Origin of the sequence: Paenibacillus sp. GCM10027626, assembly GCF_042676285.1 — a bacterium.
Classification (GTDB): Bacteria; Bacillota; Bacilli; order Paenibacillales; family Paenibacillaceae; genus Paenibacillus_Z.
In genome coordinates, this window is sequence record NZ_JBHTHC010000005.1 from 92892 (window position 1) to 110271 (window position 17380).

The following is a 17380-nucleotide window of genomic DNA, read 5'->3' on the forward strand; positions in this document are numbered from 1 at the left end:
CTTCGTCTCCCCCTTTATTCGTCTGTCTGCGCTTACAATTCTATTATAGGAAAACTGAAAACGCTTAACTATGCATCATTTTATACTTTCATGCCTTTTTTTTAACCGCGCTGTCTTCTGCTGCATGCTCAACAGCTGTGGATACGATGCCCGATGTTTCCAGCAGCCGCTGGATGATTGTAGCGGTTTCCCCCCGGGTTATAGCAGCCTGCGGCCGCGCCCTGCCATTTGCTCCTGTAATAATGCCATACTTCGTATGCAGAGCTGCTGCATGCCGCGCCCAAGCACTAAAATCACCACTATCGGAAAATTGGGCGAGCCACTTTCCTTCATCGGCCTCCTCCAGCATTGTATCCAAATGAAGAAGCGTCATCGACCGCTCCAGCATGACCATTGCCTCTTCCCGGGTAATGCGCTGGTCCGGCTTGAAGGTATGATCGGCATAACCTTTTACCATACCATACGACACTACACTGCTGACAGCATCAAAGTACCAGGTGCCCGGCTCAACATCGCTAAAGGCTGAAGATGCTATAGTCCCAAGCCCCTGCTTCCCCTGCAGCCCCAGAGCCTTCGCAAGGATCGTCACAAACTCCGCACGGGTAATTTCATTTCCCGGCTTAAACTGCTTACCGTCCACGCCTTGGACAATATAGCGCGCAGCCAGTTGCTCGATCGCCGCCCGGCCCCAATGCCCAGCAATATCGACAAAGGACCGGCGGTTGCCGATAATCGTATAAACACCGTCAGTCAACGTGCTGATCGTGGCGGCAGCGGCTGTTTTATCATGTTCGTTCAACTTTGTCGGCACATGGCTCACACTTCCATCCGGTTGCAGCACCACACCGGTTGCAATCTCGCCCGGAGCGGGAGCTTCCGTCAGCTTGATCGTTCTTTCCGCATAGGCGTGCAATGGTCCAATCGGGGTTGTCTTATCCTCTAGCACTGCCAAAGTCCGGAAAGCAACAGCCGGGGCGAGAAGCTTAAGCTGCGGATCGGCAGAAGGAATCGCTGCGGCCTCGATTTCCATGCGAATGAGCGTTTCCGCTGCCCCCAATCGTACAACTTCTGGATCGATTGCACCGGCCGGCAAACGATAGGCCGCTATATTGGCAGCCAATTCTACAGTTGCGGACTTAGCTGCCAGCTCCCGCAGCAAGCCCAGCGTAAATTGGGCGACAGCTGCATCAGAGTCATCGTTGATTCCGATTTTTAAATGAACCCCAGCCGGCGCAGCCGCCAGCTGCTCCAAGATTCGCTTGTCATCGATTGTGACTGTCGTCACCTTTTTCCCGTCTGCAGTATCGGTTTCGGTTTTAATCGTACCCGCATTTTTTTGCGGAACACCATTTATTTCTACAACTATTCCCGCTGTTGACTGATTATTATCTGCTTGCGGTACATAAGAGATACCGCCGCCCGGTTGCGAAGGAGTTGCCGGATCAGCGGTCTTCTCATAGGAGAGCGGAATATTAAGACTATCGTTTTCAGCAATATCATATACAAACCCTTCGCTGAAGTCATCATCATTTTTATAGCTGCGAATTAACGTTGTATCGCCCAGCTTCAAAGCATAACGGCCATTTCCGAGCTCTGCAACTCCCTTGATCTTGAAAACTGCGTTAGGTGTACCGGCATGCTGCACATAGACCGTCCTGCCCGTCAATTGTGCCGCTGCCATTCCTTGCAAGTTCAGCTCGGCGATAATTTCATTGTCTCTTTGCAGGTCTTTGGTGAAGTCAGCGACTGTGCCTTGTATCCGGCCAAAAGCTTGATTGATCTCCGGCGCATTCAGCGTCCCCATCACGGTACCGTCATTGACATAACTGTAAACCATCTGACCGTTCTTTTCCGAATAAACGCCAAAGGTGCCTTTAAATTGCAATTTGTCGTCCACTGTATACCTAGTTCCAGGGTTCAAAGCACTGACAATGTAATCTGTCCGCCCATTGTCCAGAACAACCTTTACCGCACGCACATCCAGCTCATTTGCCGCAATGCCACCCGCTTTTACCGGAAGCGCCGTAATGGTGTCGACAAACCGCTCATCCTTGTAGGGTTCAATGACCGATGTGAACGTACTGCTCAAATTGGTCCCGCTCCGTTTGGCTACCATATATTTGAGCGTTTCCGGATTTCCTTTTTCCGTACGCGACGGCACGCCGTCAGCCAGCGCCACTTCATCCACCTGATTCAGCATGGTCAGGCGCAAATGAATGTTTTCCGGCTGGTCCAGCACACCCCACGTATCTTTAACCGCCCAATCGACGCTGAACGGGGATGCCGGGCCGGCTGCCCGCTGTACATTTTTCAAATAATGAAATCCCGAACCGACATATTGGTATCCCGTGCCGTCAGCATCGGACTCGCGCTGGCCGAAAGGCACATTCGGTCCAGCGTAGCTGCCAGTCGTCTGGTTAACCAGATTCAGCCCTTCCGCCGCCACCTGGCCTTCTGCCCCGTGGAAGCTGAAATGATGCTCATTGCCGCCTTTTACACGGAAGAAATCAACCAGATATGAATTGGCATCGTCAACGTGAATCATTGCGGTTGTCCGTTTGTACAAATCAGTCTGTGTATAAACTTCCGGACCTTCCACATCGATCAGCTTCACCATGAGCCCGTCATCAAATTGCTTCGGTGCCCCCGACCACTGCTCAGCCTGCTTTTTTCGGTCCACAATAACAGTATTGTGAGCAATCGTATTTCTGACCCACTCTGTATTATGAGTGTCGGTAGCCTGCGTCGACTCCGGATATCCGAGATCAGGGCTTAAATCCAGTCCGAATGCCACCAGTCCCAAATTCAAATTGTCCGCATGACCGTGCGCATAGTTGCGTCCATAGTACATCCACATATCGCGCAGCGTATTGCTTCCAAGCGCATTGCGTTCGGTTTGGGCCTCCTGATCAAGCAAGGCCAGCTCGAACAAGGACATTTTCAGGCTGGCGGATTGCGCGCTTTTGCCGATATTTACAAATTGGATCGTATGTGTACCGGCCGCCAAGGAATGGATGCCAAGCGTCTCCCGATTCTGGCGGGTGCCTTGAAAATCAATTTCGTGGACCGGCTGTCCGTCCAGCTTCACCTGATATTTTCCCGACCCGCCATACCAGATGGAGCGGGCAGGCTTGATTAATACCTCATATTGATTAACGGCTGCTACGTCAAATTCGAACGTAATTTGATCTCCTTCAGCGGCAGCGGCAAATTCCAAAGCCCCGTTTCGCACGGCAACCGCCGCCTGTGCCGACTTCGATTCAATCGGCTGCTGCTGGAACGGATAGCGGATACCGCCGATATCGGCAGGATTTTCTCCGTCCCGCAGGGCGGCAAACCCGTACCCGGTCATATTGATGCTATCCAACTTGAGCAAGCCGTGGTTATCAATGACCCCCTGAATATCGGCTGCTATCTGCTCTGGATTCGCCGAAAAAATATCCCGGTGGATGCCGGCCGTACTGTTATTGTTCATAAAATAAGCCAGCTGCGCAAAAATCGGTTCTTCGTATTTATCGAATGCTTTCAGCATCTGAGCCTGATCGAATGCAACCCATGGATTGCCGGTTCTGCTCGCATCGCCGATGTTGGCCGTATACTTCTCCCCCAGCATCAACGGATAAAGCGCCGAAAACATCTTTCTGAATTTTACATGGTCATATAAATCCGCTGCAGGATAACCCGCATAGCCGTCCAGTATATCGGCCGTCTCCAGATAAGATGTCAGCCAAAGGTTATTATAGGACGCAGAGGACTCATTACCCGCACCGTCCCGATCCACTTCGTTAACAAAGGTCGCACCCATATTGCCGCCGCTGACATGATATGGAGGCCACTCCAGACCGCCTGAGGCAAAATTGAAATCGAGCCATTCGCCCGTTTGCGGCATTTTATCATACACGACCGCCGCCATCGCGAGCGCACTCTGATGCACGCCGTTATTGCCGGCCATTTGCGCCGCCTTCGTACCCGGATACACTTGCTCGACTATGCCGGCTTCAATGTTTTTGCGAATGCCGGTTGCCGAGCTTTTCAGCGGTCCCAAATCGTACTGCTGAGCCTTTGACTTCAGGAAAGCAATCAGCTGCGGATCATCCATAGCCGGAAAAAAAGCATCGTAAGCCCGAAGCAAATCTTTAATCAAAAACGGCTCCCACATATTGCCGATCGCTTTTCCCAAACCGGTAAACCCGTGCGAGTTAAAATAATGCTCCATCCCGTAAACCGAAATATCCTGGCTCGGATAGACGTCGGCTATCCGGTCAAGCAGAACCGTACCAGCCCTGGCATATTTGACATCGCCCGTATACAAGTAGGCATCGCGCAGTACGTTCAGCGCTTTGCGCATTTCGCCGGTATTGTCGTAAGCTCCCCACAACCAATGGACATAATAAGCGATAAAAGTGAAATAGTTGCCGTTTTCGTCAATCCAGCCTCTTCCGTCATCTACCCCCCAGCCGGCCCCCTTCTCCGGATATAGCGTATTGACGAGAAAAGCAGGATCAGCCAGACTGCGGTCAAAAATGCCATGCTCATTTAAACCGCTCTCATAATAGCTTTTAAAATCATTCGTCGGAAATTTATAGCCGCTCGAAGGATCGGTTATTTTCCATGGTTCATTGATCGGATCAAGTATGTACGGGTAAACGCCATACTTGTCGATCTCCTTGCCCGTAACCGGGCTGCCCAGCTCCTGGTTTACAAAAACGCTGCGGGGCAAGCTTTGCGGCGGCACCCAGTTCCATAGAAATTCCAGCCCGGCATTCAAGTAAACATCGGCTTGCACGACCGCGCTGTCCCGCATGCTTTGCGCCCAATCATAGGCTGCTATATTGTCACGGGCAGCCAGTACTTTGGCGGCTGTGTACAAGGTGCTTTCCGTCTTGGCATTTGTAAGCACTTGTACGTGGAACGGCAGGCTGGCGCTGTAACTTTGACCCCCGTAATTCAAAGCGGCCCGGATCGTCGTCGTCCCGACACCGGTTGCCTCGACACGGCCGCTTTGTGGGTCGACAACGGCAATTACCGGATCATCGCTGGAATAGCTGACCTGCAGACCTGTGCCGATGGCCTCGATATCATTATCCAGCATGATTTTCGTCTTTAACTGTGCATACGAGCCGATAACCATCGGCTGCGCCGCCCAGTCGATCACCAGTTCCTTCACAGAAAGCCCTCCGGAGACTGGATAAAGAATAAATTTCGTCGGATGCATGTTGCGGCGCCACGACCCGGCTGTATGGCCGATGGCTTCCAGCTTCAGCTCATGCAAGCCTTCGGTTAATTGCATAACGGCAATCGATTTGACAGCGCTTTCAAATTGATCGGCCATACTTACTGGGTCATAAAAATCAAAAATACCAACCGGTATGTCATCCACATACAATCGCCCAATTCCGCCCAGATCCATCAGTTGGCCTTGCATGTTCAGCTCGTATTGGCCGGCGGCGGGCACATCAAATCCGAAGGACCGCGACTGACCGTCCGCCCAGGCGTCGATGCTGATCAATGTATCGAATAAGCTTACGGCCGGTGTTACCCCGATTGCCGGACCAATCAAATGCCATTCAGGCGTCCCCGGATCAAGCGCAGCTTTTTTAAACAAGTAAATAATCGGATCGTCCGCTGCATAACCCCGTACCGGAAATAGTGCATTGGAGCTTAGCAGCATAACAACTGCCAACAGAAGATTAGTAAGCTTTTTCATACCCGATCGCTGATGTTTTTGTTTCACGAACAACGTTCCCCTCTCCATATAAAATATACGGTGCGGTAAAACAGAACCCGTTCATCCCCGGGCACAACCGTCCATCACCTCCTTTCAAGCGCCGCAGGGTAAACCTCTTACATTGTGATTTAAGCTGCCTTCATGTTGCCGGAACCGGAATCCGTCCGGACAAACGGCCGAAGGCTTGCGCAATTTGACCGATAATAATATCTTCAATTTCCGGCACAAACGGGCCGCTCAGTGACCAATAATAATTGCATTCCGCTTCATAGCCGCCTTCTTGCAGCATTTTACGCGTTGGCACATAACCGAATACGCCATTCGTATACCCCAGTACGATAAGGTCGCCGCCAGATGCAGTACCGCCACCCTTGCCGTGAGCATGACCGAACAGCTGCTTAAGCTTGAGCGCATACTCGGTAGACACTTCACCTTCGATCGCAACAAGACTCGTTTCCTCGTCAAACTGCCAAACGGCAATGTACAGCGGTATTCTGTCTTTTACCGTACCATCTTCAATCCCTTTAAGCGTACGTGTTGCAGCCGCTTTATGAAAGCTGTCCGACTCAGGATCACGGGCAATCGCCTGATAGAAGGAAGCCGGCAGCTTCTCCGTGTAGAGCAGGGGATCACATAGTTCGGCTTTAAATTGGCACTGGACTTTCTTGAAGCTGCCTCCCTCCATAACCGTCACAATATCCCGGGCAAGCATCTCGCCCACTTCCCGGATATTTTCACTGCTGCAGGAAATGAAAGCATCGCCGTCTGCACCGGGGCGCGGCTTCAATTCGCCGGCACAGCCCTGGAGAAAAATAGCGGTCGCCCCCGGATACGTCCGCTCCAGCATCGCCGAGGCCGGCCCGGCGAAATCATTGCCGAGCAAATAATTGTCCGCTCCGATTGCGGTCGTATGACAGCCGTAACAATACAAGATGCCGTGCAATTGACCCGCGGTATCCGTCAGCTTCAGCACAAATAAATCTGTATCGATCTCCCCTTCGTAATACGGCATCCATAGTACACCGCCCGCACCATCCGGCCGTCTGCGGCTGCAGCCAAAATCCGAAGTTCCGCGAGCCACCTGAAGCCCGCCTTCTGTCAAGTGGTCATAACAGTCTTTAACCATGCTCAGCAGCAAATCGCGAATATGCCTGTAATAAGCTTCATCTTCGGTGTAATCCAGCTCGCTCTCATCAAACGGCCAGCCGGCCTGGCTCATGCTGTAACCGCCCCGGCGCAGCCTCAGGTCAAGCCCGGTCAAAAACACGGAGTGGTGGGTATGCGAAAAATTAATCAGCACCTCGGCATGCTCCAGGCCAAAGGCCTGCTTCAGCTCATCTTTGATGCCGACCACAAAGCTGCGGTCGGCCCCCAAAGCGTCAATCGTAACGATGAGGAACTCACGATTGGCTTGCAACAGTGCAGCCGTCATATAAAGCGGCTCCATGACGCCTTCGCTCTTATGGTCCCTGCTTCCAAACCCGTGCATAAACACGGGCTGGGCAGGTGTGATCGCTTCCCTTCGAACCGCAAATTTCATCGCCATCGATTCCTTTCGTAAATGATTCCTTATTCCAGTCCGAACAGTTTGATCGCATTTTCACGGGCAATTTTTTGGAACACCGTCTCGCTGATTTTCTTCGTCTCGCGCCATTCGAGCATCGTATCGACCAGCGGCACCGGCATATCCACAAAACAGATGTCAGTGCCGAAATACAGCCGGTCCTGGAACTCCTCCATAAACTTCGGCCCGTATACCGGATCGCGGGCAATCGCATTATGCGCCGTAGCATCAGCCAGATCGCCATACAAATTCGGATAGCGCCGGAACAGCTTCGGCACCACGCCCTCTTCCTTAATAGGCCCGTCCGGGAGGCGTCCCACTTGGCCGCCCTCTTTAAAGTCAAATACAAAAGCTCGTTCGCCCGGCGTCTCCAGACGGGCGATTTCCGCCCAGAATACCGGACCGTGTCCGAATATCTTCAACTCTGGAAAGCGCTGCAGCGTATGCTCCAGCTGCGGCAAGCCCGGGTCGTCGTACAGGCCGAAATCTCCTCCCACCTGATCGGAGCCGTCGAAGACGACCGGCAGGCCGACCTTTTCCGCGTGCTTGAACAGATTTTGCACCAGCGGGTCCATTAGCGGCAGATTAATCATCACTTCGCCGAGCCCTTTGCAGCCTCGCTCCTTGTAATAGTTCAGCAGCTTATCCAGCGGGGCATCCGCCGCATATGTCAGCGCCCGCGGGTCAATATTGCAATACGGAATGAAGCGGTCCGGATACTGCTCCGCCATATCCAAAATATCTTCATTTGCTTGCGGCATGTATATCTCCGGGCTGACGATCGGCAGCAATACGCCTTTTTCGATCCCCAGCTCGTCGTAGCGCTTCAATAATTCCTCCGCCGTACAAAATTGCACCGGATAAGGCACCGGCCTCCGGTAAGCATGAGCGTGAATATCGATAAACATCGTAACTTCCCCCTTATCAGCAGTTAATAACTCGTTAAAACATAGCGCTCCAGCCACGCAAGAAATGCCCGATCAAACCAGACGGCTGGATCTTGCTTGAATGCCTCGAGCACCTGATCCACGTAGTCATTTGCTTTCAGACTGGTCAACAACGAATCACCACAGCGTGCGTAAGTTACGAGACCGCGTTCCTCCAGCAATGCTTGCGTTTTCGTCGCATCGTGGAACGGCCATACGCCCGCGATATTGTGCCTCGCTATCATCGACATAGCTTCACATTTCCGGCGGGGATCCGCGATGCTGCTCAAGTAGTGCTCTACCAGCAAATACTCGGAAAAATGCTTGAACGTGTTGTACACCGTATCAATGCCGATAAAAACAATACGCGCTTCAGCGAAGTACATCTTCTGCCATGGCGATGAATACGAAAAGCAGTAATCGCCGAATACGCCCATGCGCGGGCCATATGCCGAATGCTCGCCGGTAATGTCCACCGCCTTGCTTCCCCATGCGGCTACCGAATGCGTGGCCTGATCGCTGCGAATACTGTCCGGTAGTTGCCGGAACGTCTCGGTAATGAGACCGACATCGGAAGGAGAACGGCAGATATCCCAATTGCGGTATGCATTGGCGAAGTCCTGCTGAACCAGCGTCGGAAAAACAACCGTTCCTTTGTCGGTGACAGCCTCTTTTGCGGCCTGGATCACCGCCAGCGGGCCGCCCTCTACCTTGCCAAAGCTTTTCATTGAGGAATGAATGAGCACCGTATCAGACGGAGCAACGCCCACTACCCGGAAAGCGCATACAATATCTCCCGCAGTAACGCTCATCAGTGATGCACCTGCCCTTGATCACCCTCGCTCAACAGCCCTTCCGCTGCCTTCAAGATTCCCTTAATCACATCGTCAGCATCGCTCTCCTGAAATACCGGGCTTAATGAAATCGCGATACAGCGCGGCAACAGCTGCTCCGCGTCCGGACACATGCCTACCTTATATGACGGAAAATCTGTAAAAAAATTGAAAGGAAACCCGTCACGATCCGCCGTTCGCCGCTGCATCACATGTTCATGCATATACACTGGCCGACCTTCGTACAACACGGATGCCGTTATCCCCTCGGCATTTAGAACATCATGGAATCGGGAGGCAATTTGCGCATCAGGGAGCATCATGACGAGTGCGTTTCCGGCATCGCCTTCTTCATCATTGATTTTTCGGAATGCAATCCCTTGAACTCCCCGGATTCCGTCTTTTATCCGGCGCTTTATCGCTCTCATTGCAGCGATGATGCCATCAAGCTTTTTCAATTGCTCCAACGCTATCGCGCCATTGATCTCGCTCATGCGGAAATTTTGGCCTGCGAACGGCACGTCAGCCACCGCCATCCCCTCAAACAGTTCTTTATCGCGAAAAAATCCTTGATCATGATAGCGAACCGCTCTCTCATACAACTCCGCCTGGTTCGTTACTACTATACCGCCATCGCCAGTTGTAATGATTTTGTTCATTTGCAAACTAAAGCAGGCCATATCCCCGAATGCGCCGGAGTGCATGCCTTTGTAACGGCTGCCGCAAGATTGGGCGACATCTTCAATGACCTTCAGCTTATGCTTGGCGGCCTGCTCCATCACCTTATCCATCTCGCACGGGTTGCCTAGAATCGGCACAGCAATGACCGCTTTTACAGAAGGATCAGCTTCTGCCAGCCGGCCAATCTCATTCGGATTAATATTAAGGCTATCGTCTATATCCGCAAACACAGGCACAGCTCCTGCCATAACAACAGCGTTCGCTGTTGCAATAAACGTGTTGGCCGGCACAATTACTTTATCCCCTGGTCCGATGCCAAGCGACTTTAACGCTACAACGAGCGCTGCCGTTCCAGAAGTGACGCCCAGAGCGTACCCGCAACCGATCCGCTCGGAGAAAGCGATTTCAAATTGTTTTGTTTTACCGGCGACATCCGCACCATAATAACGAAAGGGCGATTGCCTCCCAATCACATCAAGCGCCGCCCGCTTTTCCTCCTCCCCATACACACTCGCTCCGGGAAACGGCAGCGGCAGCGGTCGATTTCTCACAGGTGTACCGCCATATATGGCCAGCTTTGTCGTCATCGTGGGAGTCCTCCTTTCCTTTTCGAAAACCTTGCTCATTGTGATAACTCTATTATAAAAAAAGTATGAGGATTCCAATATGCAACTATTTATTATTTCATGCCTCTTTTTTATCACAAAGTAGCACAGACAATAGCAAAAAGCCTTCAAATTGGAGAGATGAAGGCTAGGTTCATAAAATTAGCTGCTCTGAGAATCGATTAATTTAAACGATCATATTCATTTTTATCAATACCCTCATAATTATTCCAGCTAGGCATCAACTAAGAAGCAAACGCGCTACCGAGTCAGTATTTTCTTCAAGCAGTACGCGAAGTACATAAGGCGCATGAGCGCTTGTATTAGGGGCGGCTGTATATCTCGAATAATCAGAAAAATAATCATTTGCGTATTCAACCAATTGATAAGCCAATTCCATTCTCAATTCTTCCATATTCGCTCCATCTGCAACAATGAAATCAACTTCCTTTATACTTCCTGCAAAACGTCCATCCTCGTCTTGTTTAAATTCAAAGTTTAGTTCATAAACAGAAAGAAATGATTTCATCTGTTCTCTCGATGTCGCAACAAGAACATCGCGGTTTCGGCGTACTGCCTGAGGTTTCTCGCGGACAACAGTATCAATAAAACTGCCCATATTGGCTCTAACCTGAGTCGCTAAAAGAGTCTCCATGATCATTCCCCCTCACACCCCCAATATATATGTTTCTACAAAACAAAAAAGTTGCCGCCCTATTGGTCGGCAATAAAGCTGCAACTTTCTTGTTGTCTCTATTTTTATTACTTGGCACTGTCGTTTCTAGCCTTCGAACGCCTCCATTATCTATTCGACCAAGCCCGAACGTTCAATGCTCTCCGTAAAATATCTTTGCCCGAAGGCAAAAATGATTAATAGCGGCAGGATCAGCATTAAAGCCCCCGCCTGCACTTGGATCGAATTTTCAACCGGATTGGCGAAACCGTTCAAATCCTGAATTTTGGCAGGCAGACTGGCCAGCACCATCGACAAGGTTACTTTAGAGCTTAGAAGCATGCCGGAAAAGTAATAGTCATTCCAATGCCAGACAATTGAAAATAACAATACCGTGACAATGGAGGTTACGGCATTCGGCAGCATCACCTTGAAATAGCAGCGAAAAGGGCCGCATCCGTCAATAAGCGCCGCATCCTCTAGACCTTTCGGCAAGCCGCGAAAAAACTGTCTGAAAATATAAATAAACAAGCCGGAGCGAATGCCGTTCCCCAGTATGGAGGGCAAATAATAAATCCAGCCGGTATTCGTAAGGGCAATTGTAGACTTATGGCCGGTAAACAGCGCAATCAGCTCCGAAAGACCGAAAAAATCAAAATAGCGGTACTGCGTATACAGCGGCAAAATAATCGTTTGCATCGGCACGATGATGGTAAACAGCACCATAACAAATAGAACATTTTTAAACCTGAAATTGAACCGGGCGAACCCGTAGCCCACCAATGCGCATGTGAAAACTTGCAGCCCTGCACTAATAAAGGTGAACATGGCCGTATTGGCAAATACAGCCGGAAAATTAATGACTTGATACGTTTTGATCAAATTGCCCAGCGTCAATTCACTCGCAATCCATACAATGCTCGGGTCATAATAATCACTGGCATTACGGAACACAGTACTGGCCATATAAAGCAGCGGGTACAAAATAATAAAGCTTATTCCAATCAGCAGCACCGTGCGTAACAGCCATTGTGCCAGCAGCCCTATAGTTCGAAAATGTCCGCTTATGCTTAACCTCTTCATAGCTGTCCCTCCTATTTTTCAATATAGAACACATTTCTGAATAGAAGCGCGGTCACAATGCCGATCACGATCAGAACAAGCAAAAAGTATACGATTCCAAGCGTAGAGACGGTCTCGTAGTGCATGCCGGCAACCAGACTGAATATTTTTTTCATCACCGGATTTTCCAAATCAGTGAACGTATCGATAATGCTGTAGACAGCGGTCACCAGAATAAACGGGGATACCATTGGAAATGTAATTTTCCAGAAAGCTTCCCACTTCGTCGCCCCTTCCAGACTTGACGCTTCGTACAAATAGCCGGGGATCGATTGCAGCGCCGCCAAAAAGAGCAGGATCTGCACGCCTGATTTCCAGATCAGTTCATAAATGCCGTTGACGATGCCGGTAAAATAGGTCACGAGCTGCGGATGGAAGCCGGATTGAACAAGCATTTGCGCCAGTTCCGAGCTTTGGAACAGGTCCGCTCCCTGATTGCCTTGCATAGACTGAGCCAGCACATCGTATTTGAGCAAATAGATGATAACGCCCGAGGAAATAATGATCGGCAGCGCAAATATGGCGCGGGCAAGCGCCCTTCCTCTGAACCGCTGATTGAGTATAACCGCGATAAATAAACTGAGAATAACAATAATCGAAACCCGGTACGCCATATCGCCGAGCGATGAGAAGATTAACCGCACATTGTCAGGGTCCTCCAAAAACGTCAGCTTGTAATTCCTCAACCCAGCGAACGTTGTCTGCAATCCGTCAGCGCCAATCTGTATATGGGAAAACGAGAACCATACCGTTTTTATAAATGGCAGCAAAAAAAAGTAAACAAAACCGATCAGCCAGGGCAAGATGAACATAAATCCGGCCCATGCCCGCCTTTGTTCAATCGTCAGTTCCAATTTCACTCTTTTCATCCTTTTCCAGCCCCGTCCGCTACTAAATACCCTTTCGCCTCAACGGTCCGTCCTTCTACAACCGTTTGATACTCGTTATAGTTTACGATGACACGCAGCCCGTTTTCATAAACCGTCTCATAGACGCCTTGCTCCAGCTGCCTGTGCGCGGTCATCCGCTTGTCTGCAACTTTGTACAAGATTTGCTGCAGCTCCTTATATCCTGCAACAGCGCTGTCAACCCAGTCCCTGTAGTGGGTACTGTAAAGCTCATTATAAGGCGTATCCTTCACAGCCGATGCCGGCGCATACATCCAGGCATACTGCAGGCTGCTTCCCGTCTCAATCGCCTTCAACAGCATCGTTTCCGGATCGCTGCTCAGATTGACAGCGGGAACCGAATAAGGAATAATGCCATGCAGCACCATCTGATAGAAAGGAACGGCTTCATCCTCAATATCAAAGCTGCTGGATTCTACGGCAAGCTGTGCGGCATGCGCAGCATAGGGCAATGCATAACCGTTCGGCTGCTGGAGAAGCAGCGAATACGTCTGCTCATTGAACTTACCCAGGGCAGCCGCCCAAATATTGGCCGTTTTCCCTCTATCCGTGCCGCCTTTGCGATAGTCAGAGTACACTTGACTCCCAAGTTCATTCAACGCCATCTGCGGATGAGAAAATTGCTCGTACGATTGCATCAATTTACGGGCTGCTTCCAGCATTTTTAGAGGCGACAACAAATATTGCGGCTTAACCTTGTCATTGACTTGGTACGTACTGCGCACATAAGCATACTGCGGCGCGGCAAGTTTGGTTACTCCGCCCGCCGTATCCGACCGGCTGGAAAAACCGTTTCCGCTTGCCCGGAAGTGAATCAGATCAACCGCCGGATAAAAACGAATTTGATTCTGGCTCATATATTCAAGCAGCCGCTTAAAGCCGGATTTGCCTCCAAGCTTGGAGATCGGGCTAACGGCAGACGGAAGCTTGTTGTTTGTCAGCCCGTCATTCGCCCATCCTTTATACTGCAGTACGATATGCCCTACTCCTGCTTTCAGCAATTGATCGACGATCTCTTCGGACTGAGCGTATGTCGTTAATGCCTCCATTTTTGTATACGGGAATCCTAAAAATGTCTTTCGCTTGGCTGCTGCACCATATAAATCGAGATAAAAGGGAACTTGCCCGGCGGTTACCGTCTTGCGCATTCGTTTCTCTTCAAGCAAATATTGCTGATACCGGCGTGCCATCCCGCTATAATCGCCGTCTTCTCCATTTAAGAAATAGAAGTTAACAGCGATTCGTTCCAATTGAGAGGCCGTCTTCGCCAGCAGCTTCACTTCTTTAGCCGCCCATGTCCGGCTGAGCAGCTTCGCGTTGTCTAATTGGCGGTAAGTAAACTCGCTGTACACATGATTATACGAAGTGCCCATTCCGCTTACCGCAGCACGTACGGTCCCCAGCGAATCCCCGCTGTCAATAACAGCCAGAATGGCGTGGTCGCCGTTTTTCACTCCGAATACGGGCAAGCTCGCCCTCTGTCTGGAAACCATTCCCTGCGCTTGCGTCAGCACATCGTCATTGCCGTACAGCTGCTGCCGGTAAGCTTCATAGCCGGACTTCCCGTTGTTAAAGCGGATTAATGCGCCCGAGCCGTCCGGCACGAAAAGATAGCCGCTGTCCGATGCGCCGCCCGCTCCCAAATAAGGGAGGAACCCGATCTGCGTAATTTGACTTTCCGGGTCATGCTCTTCAATTTCCTTTAGCACAATTTCTGCCCTTAAATGATCGCTTTCCAGCGTATATTCGACCGGAATGATAAAATTCTGTTTCGGAAAATTGTAGACCGCCTTGAACCCCCGCTTTGTCCGTTCAATGAAAGCTCCATTCTCCTTCGTACTGGCCACATAATTGTTCGTTGTCGAGGTTTCTCCTTTGCCAGTCGAATACGTGACGAGCAGCTGTGAATGCAACTGCATCTTGAACACGCCTTTGGCAACGGTATCTTCCTCCCGCAGCTCCGGATTGCTCCGCCAGCGGTAACCGCTCTTTTTGTGCTCGATTACAAATTGTCCTTCCGGGTTTATATACAAGACCAAGTTACTGTTCTCGGCAGCCGTCTTGAATCCTAAGCGATTCAGCGGGGGTAGATCGGCAATGGCTTTGCCGGCATTGGCTTTGACCGTCCCAGCCAGAAAAGCCGGCATAACCGATAACACTGCAGCTAAAAGCACAATCATGGCAATATACTTTCTTTTCCTATTCATGCCTAACCTCCTTCCTGCAGTCCTACAGCCTGAACAGCAATTCTTTGTAGATCGTGTCCGCAAAAGCGTAAATCTGCTGCAGCACGCCAAAAAGCAAGACGCCTAAAAACAGAATAAAGGCGATACCGCCAACACTGAGCAATGATGAAGCCAGCGTCTTCTTCAGCGAGTATTCATGGATGGTGCTCATCGCAATCAGCAGCAGCACAATCGACCAGGCGTACGCAATAAACGACGCATACTCTAAAAACATAGCTTCCTCGACCGTCAGAAAGTTGCTGGCAATGGTCGTCAGAACCATAACTGTAATGAGCGGCAATAATGCGTATGAGCTGTAAATCCATATCTCCTTCGCCCTTCCCTTGCCGTCCATCAAGGTGCATAATGACCAATTGGCGATAACCCAGAGCACAAACAAGCCTGCCGTCCGAGCAAAGATCAGCAGCACATTCAATTGTCCGGAGCCTGACGGATTAAAGATAAATCCGCTCCATTGCTGCTCGGCGACAGCAGCCAAAAACCAGGCCGACACCAGCGCTGCGGAGACTGCCAGCGATCCTTTCTTGCTCCAACCCATCTCTTCAAAGCCTTGGGCGGGATGAAGCATGATATAGAACGGATAAGCAAGCTTCCCCGGCTCGCGAGCGCTGCTGCCGCCGGCTATCCTTTGCTTGCGCCGGCGATTCGTCCAGGTGGCAACGGCAAGCAAAGCAAGAACAAGGAGCAAAATTGGCAACGCATTTTTACGCAGCATTTGTTTCCTGAATGCTTTATAAGCATCCGAATAGCCGGCCATATTGTAGCCTAATTCAAAATAAGCCATCGCCTCCTTGTACTGTTCCGTGTTGTAAAGCGCCTTCCCGATCCCGGTGTACGCCAGCTCCAAATTGCCGTTGCGCCCGAGAACCTCGCGCCATAATTCCACAGCTTCGGCGTATTGGCCGTCAACATACTTTTTTACCGCTCCCCTAACAGAATGTCCGTAGGAGGTTTGCTTGTAGACGGTAATATTATTTTTGGCCGCATCGGCAATGAGCAGCATCCCGTTCATGCCTGCAATCGCTGACGGCGTTTTGAAGGTTCCGGTTTGCGAGCCTAATCCACCTTCAATAAAAAGTAAATTGCCATCCATATCATATTGAAAAATTCGTCCTCTTTGCTGATCCAACGCGCTAATAAAGCCCTCATCATCGACAAAAATATCGACAAAGACCGTCGCTAAATTTTTGCCGCCCTCCCATACGGTCTCCAGATCGCCGAAGGACCCGGCCGGCATCGTATTGAGGCCGCTTGGATTCAGTCTTTTGATTTGATTGGACACCGACTCCGTACTACTCGTCACCGTGTAAACAAAATTTTTATGGTCCATATCAAAATTCGTATACTCAACAGGTACATAGCGGGCCATCTTCAATCTCTGTGTACGATTGAGCAGCTTTTTCCAGAAATAGTCCTGCAGCATGGATAAGGACGGCTCAATCCGCTCGCTCCCGAAAAAACCGATAAACTGCCCTTTCTCATCGAAGGTAAGCGCTCCTTGATAAATTCCCCGGCTCAGCACGTATACAGTTCCTGACCGGTCTACCAGCACTTTGGAAGGCTTGAAGTCCACATTCGCCTGAATCAATTCCGAATCAGGCTTGCCGATTTCCTGCAGCAATTGCCCCTTTCGGTCGATAATCAGCACACGTCTGTTGTCCGTATCCGCAACATAAATCTTGCCACCGGCCCCAACGAAAAGCCCACCGGGATTGTTCAGCCGCTCCACTTGACCGTCTTTCCAAATTTGGTCAATAATATGCTGGACTTGCAAGTTCTCATTCAGCACAACAATCCGGTTATTGCCAGAGTCAAGGATATAAACTTGCTTCTGCTGATCGACAAATAGATCCTGGGGATTATTCAATTTGCCCGCGCCAAGCTGCTCCCCTGTGTATGAAGCTTCAGGCAAAAAACCGCTCGGAGACGGGACGGATTCATTCCGCACATTGTAGTGGTAGCCTCTGTACGGAGCTTCAGTGAAATCGGATGCCCGCACCGTTCCCGCCTGTATAAGGATCGCTATCATGCACCAAATGATGAACGATATTGGATACTTTCGGATTGTTTCGATCATTTCATTTGCTCTCCCTG

Annotated in this window: 10 protein-coding genes; all 10 read right to left on the reverse strand. The window is 50.4% G+C overall.

Annotated elements, in window-relative coordinates:
* Window positions 1-88: 88 nt before the first annotated feature.
* The 10 genes from ACFQ0N_RS11925 to ACFQ0N_RS11970 all read right to left on the reverse strand — a co-directional run bounded on the left by ACFQ0N_RS11925 (window position 89) and on the right by ACFQ0N_RS11970 (window position 17363).
* Window positions 89-5734: an S-layer homology domain-containing protein gene (locus tag ACFQ0N_RS11925; protein ID WP_379326205.1), complete on the reverse strand. Its 5646-nt coding sequence runs from the start codon at window positions 5732-5734 to the stop codon at window positions 89-91.
* A gap of 133 nt (window positions 5735-5867) precedes the next feature.
* Window positions 5868-7268: a neutral/alkaline non-lysosomal ceramidase N-terminal domain-containing protein gene (locus ACFQ0N_RS11930; RefSeq protein ID WP_379326207.1), complete on the reverse strand. Its 1401-nt coding sequence runs from the start codon at window positions 7266-7268 to the stop codon at window positions 5868-5870.
* Between the two features lie 29 nt (window positions 7269-7297).
* Window positions 7298-8200: an amidohydrolase family protein gene (locus tag ACFQ0N_RS11935; protein WP_379326210.1), complete on the reverse strand. Its 903-nt coding sequence runs from the start codon at window positions 8198-8200 to the stop codon at window positions 7298-7300.
* Window positions 8201-8223: 23 nt separating this feature from the next.
* A complete protein-coding gene (locus ACFQ0N_RS11940) occupies window positions 8224-9030 on the reverse strand; it encodes an AAC(3) family N-acetyltransferase (protein ID WP_379326212.1) in 807 nt (268 codons plus the stop codon).
* Window positions 9030-10319 (reverse strand): DegT/DnrJ/EryC1/StrS family aminotransferase, encoded by a 1290-nt coding sequence (locus ACFQ0N_RS11945; protein WP_379326214.1) that lies wholly within the window; start codon window positions 10317-10319, stop codon window positions 9030-9032. The genes ACFQ0N_RS11940 and ACFQ0N_RS11945 overlap by 1 nt, the downstream gene beginning before the upstream one ends.
* 259 nt (window positions 10320-10578) lie before the next feature.
* On the reverse strand, window positions 10579-10992 hold the full coding sequence (locus tag ACFQ0N_RS11950; protein WP_379326216.1) for a hypothetical protein: 414 nt from the start codon (window positions 10990-10992) through the stop codon (window positions 10579-10581).
* Between the two features lie 150 nt (window positions 10993-11142).
* Window positions 11143-12093 (reverse strand): carbohydrate ABC transporter permease, encoded by a 951-nt coding sequence (locus tag ACFQ0N_RS11955; protein WP_379326218.1) that lies wholly within the window; start codon window positions 12091-12093, stop codon window positions 11143-11145.
* Between the two features lie 11 nt (window positions 12094-12104).
* Window positions 12105-13001 carry a carbohydrate ABC transporter permease gene (locus ACFQ0N_RS11960; RefSeq protein WP_379326220.1) on the reverse strand — a complete coding sequence of 299 codons (897 nt, stop codon included), beginning with the start codon at window positions 12999-13001 and terminating at the stop codon, window positions 12105-12107.
* Window positions 12998-15247: a DUF5696 domain-containing protein gene (locus tag ACFQ0N_RS11965; protein WP_379326221.1), complete on the reverse strand. Its 2250-nt coding sequence runs from the start codon at window positions 15245-15247 to the stop codon at window positions 12998-13000. Before ACFQ0N_RS11965 ends, ACFQ0N_RS11960 begins: the two co-directional genes overlap by 4 nt.
* A 22-nt stretch (window positions 15248-15269) precedes the next feature.
* The gene (locus tag ACFQ0N_RS11970; RefSeq protein ID WP_379326223.1) at window positions 15270-17363 is read right to left on the reverse strand and encodes a YIP1 family protein; all 2094 of its coding nucleotides are present in this window, start codon (window positions 17361-17363) and stop codon (window positions 15270-15272) included.
* Window positions 17364-17380 lie beyond the last annotated feature (17 nt).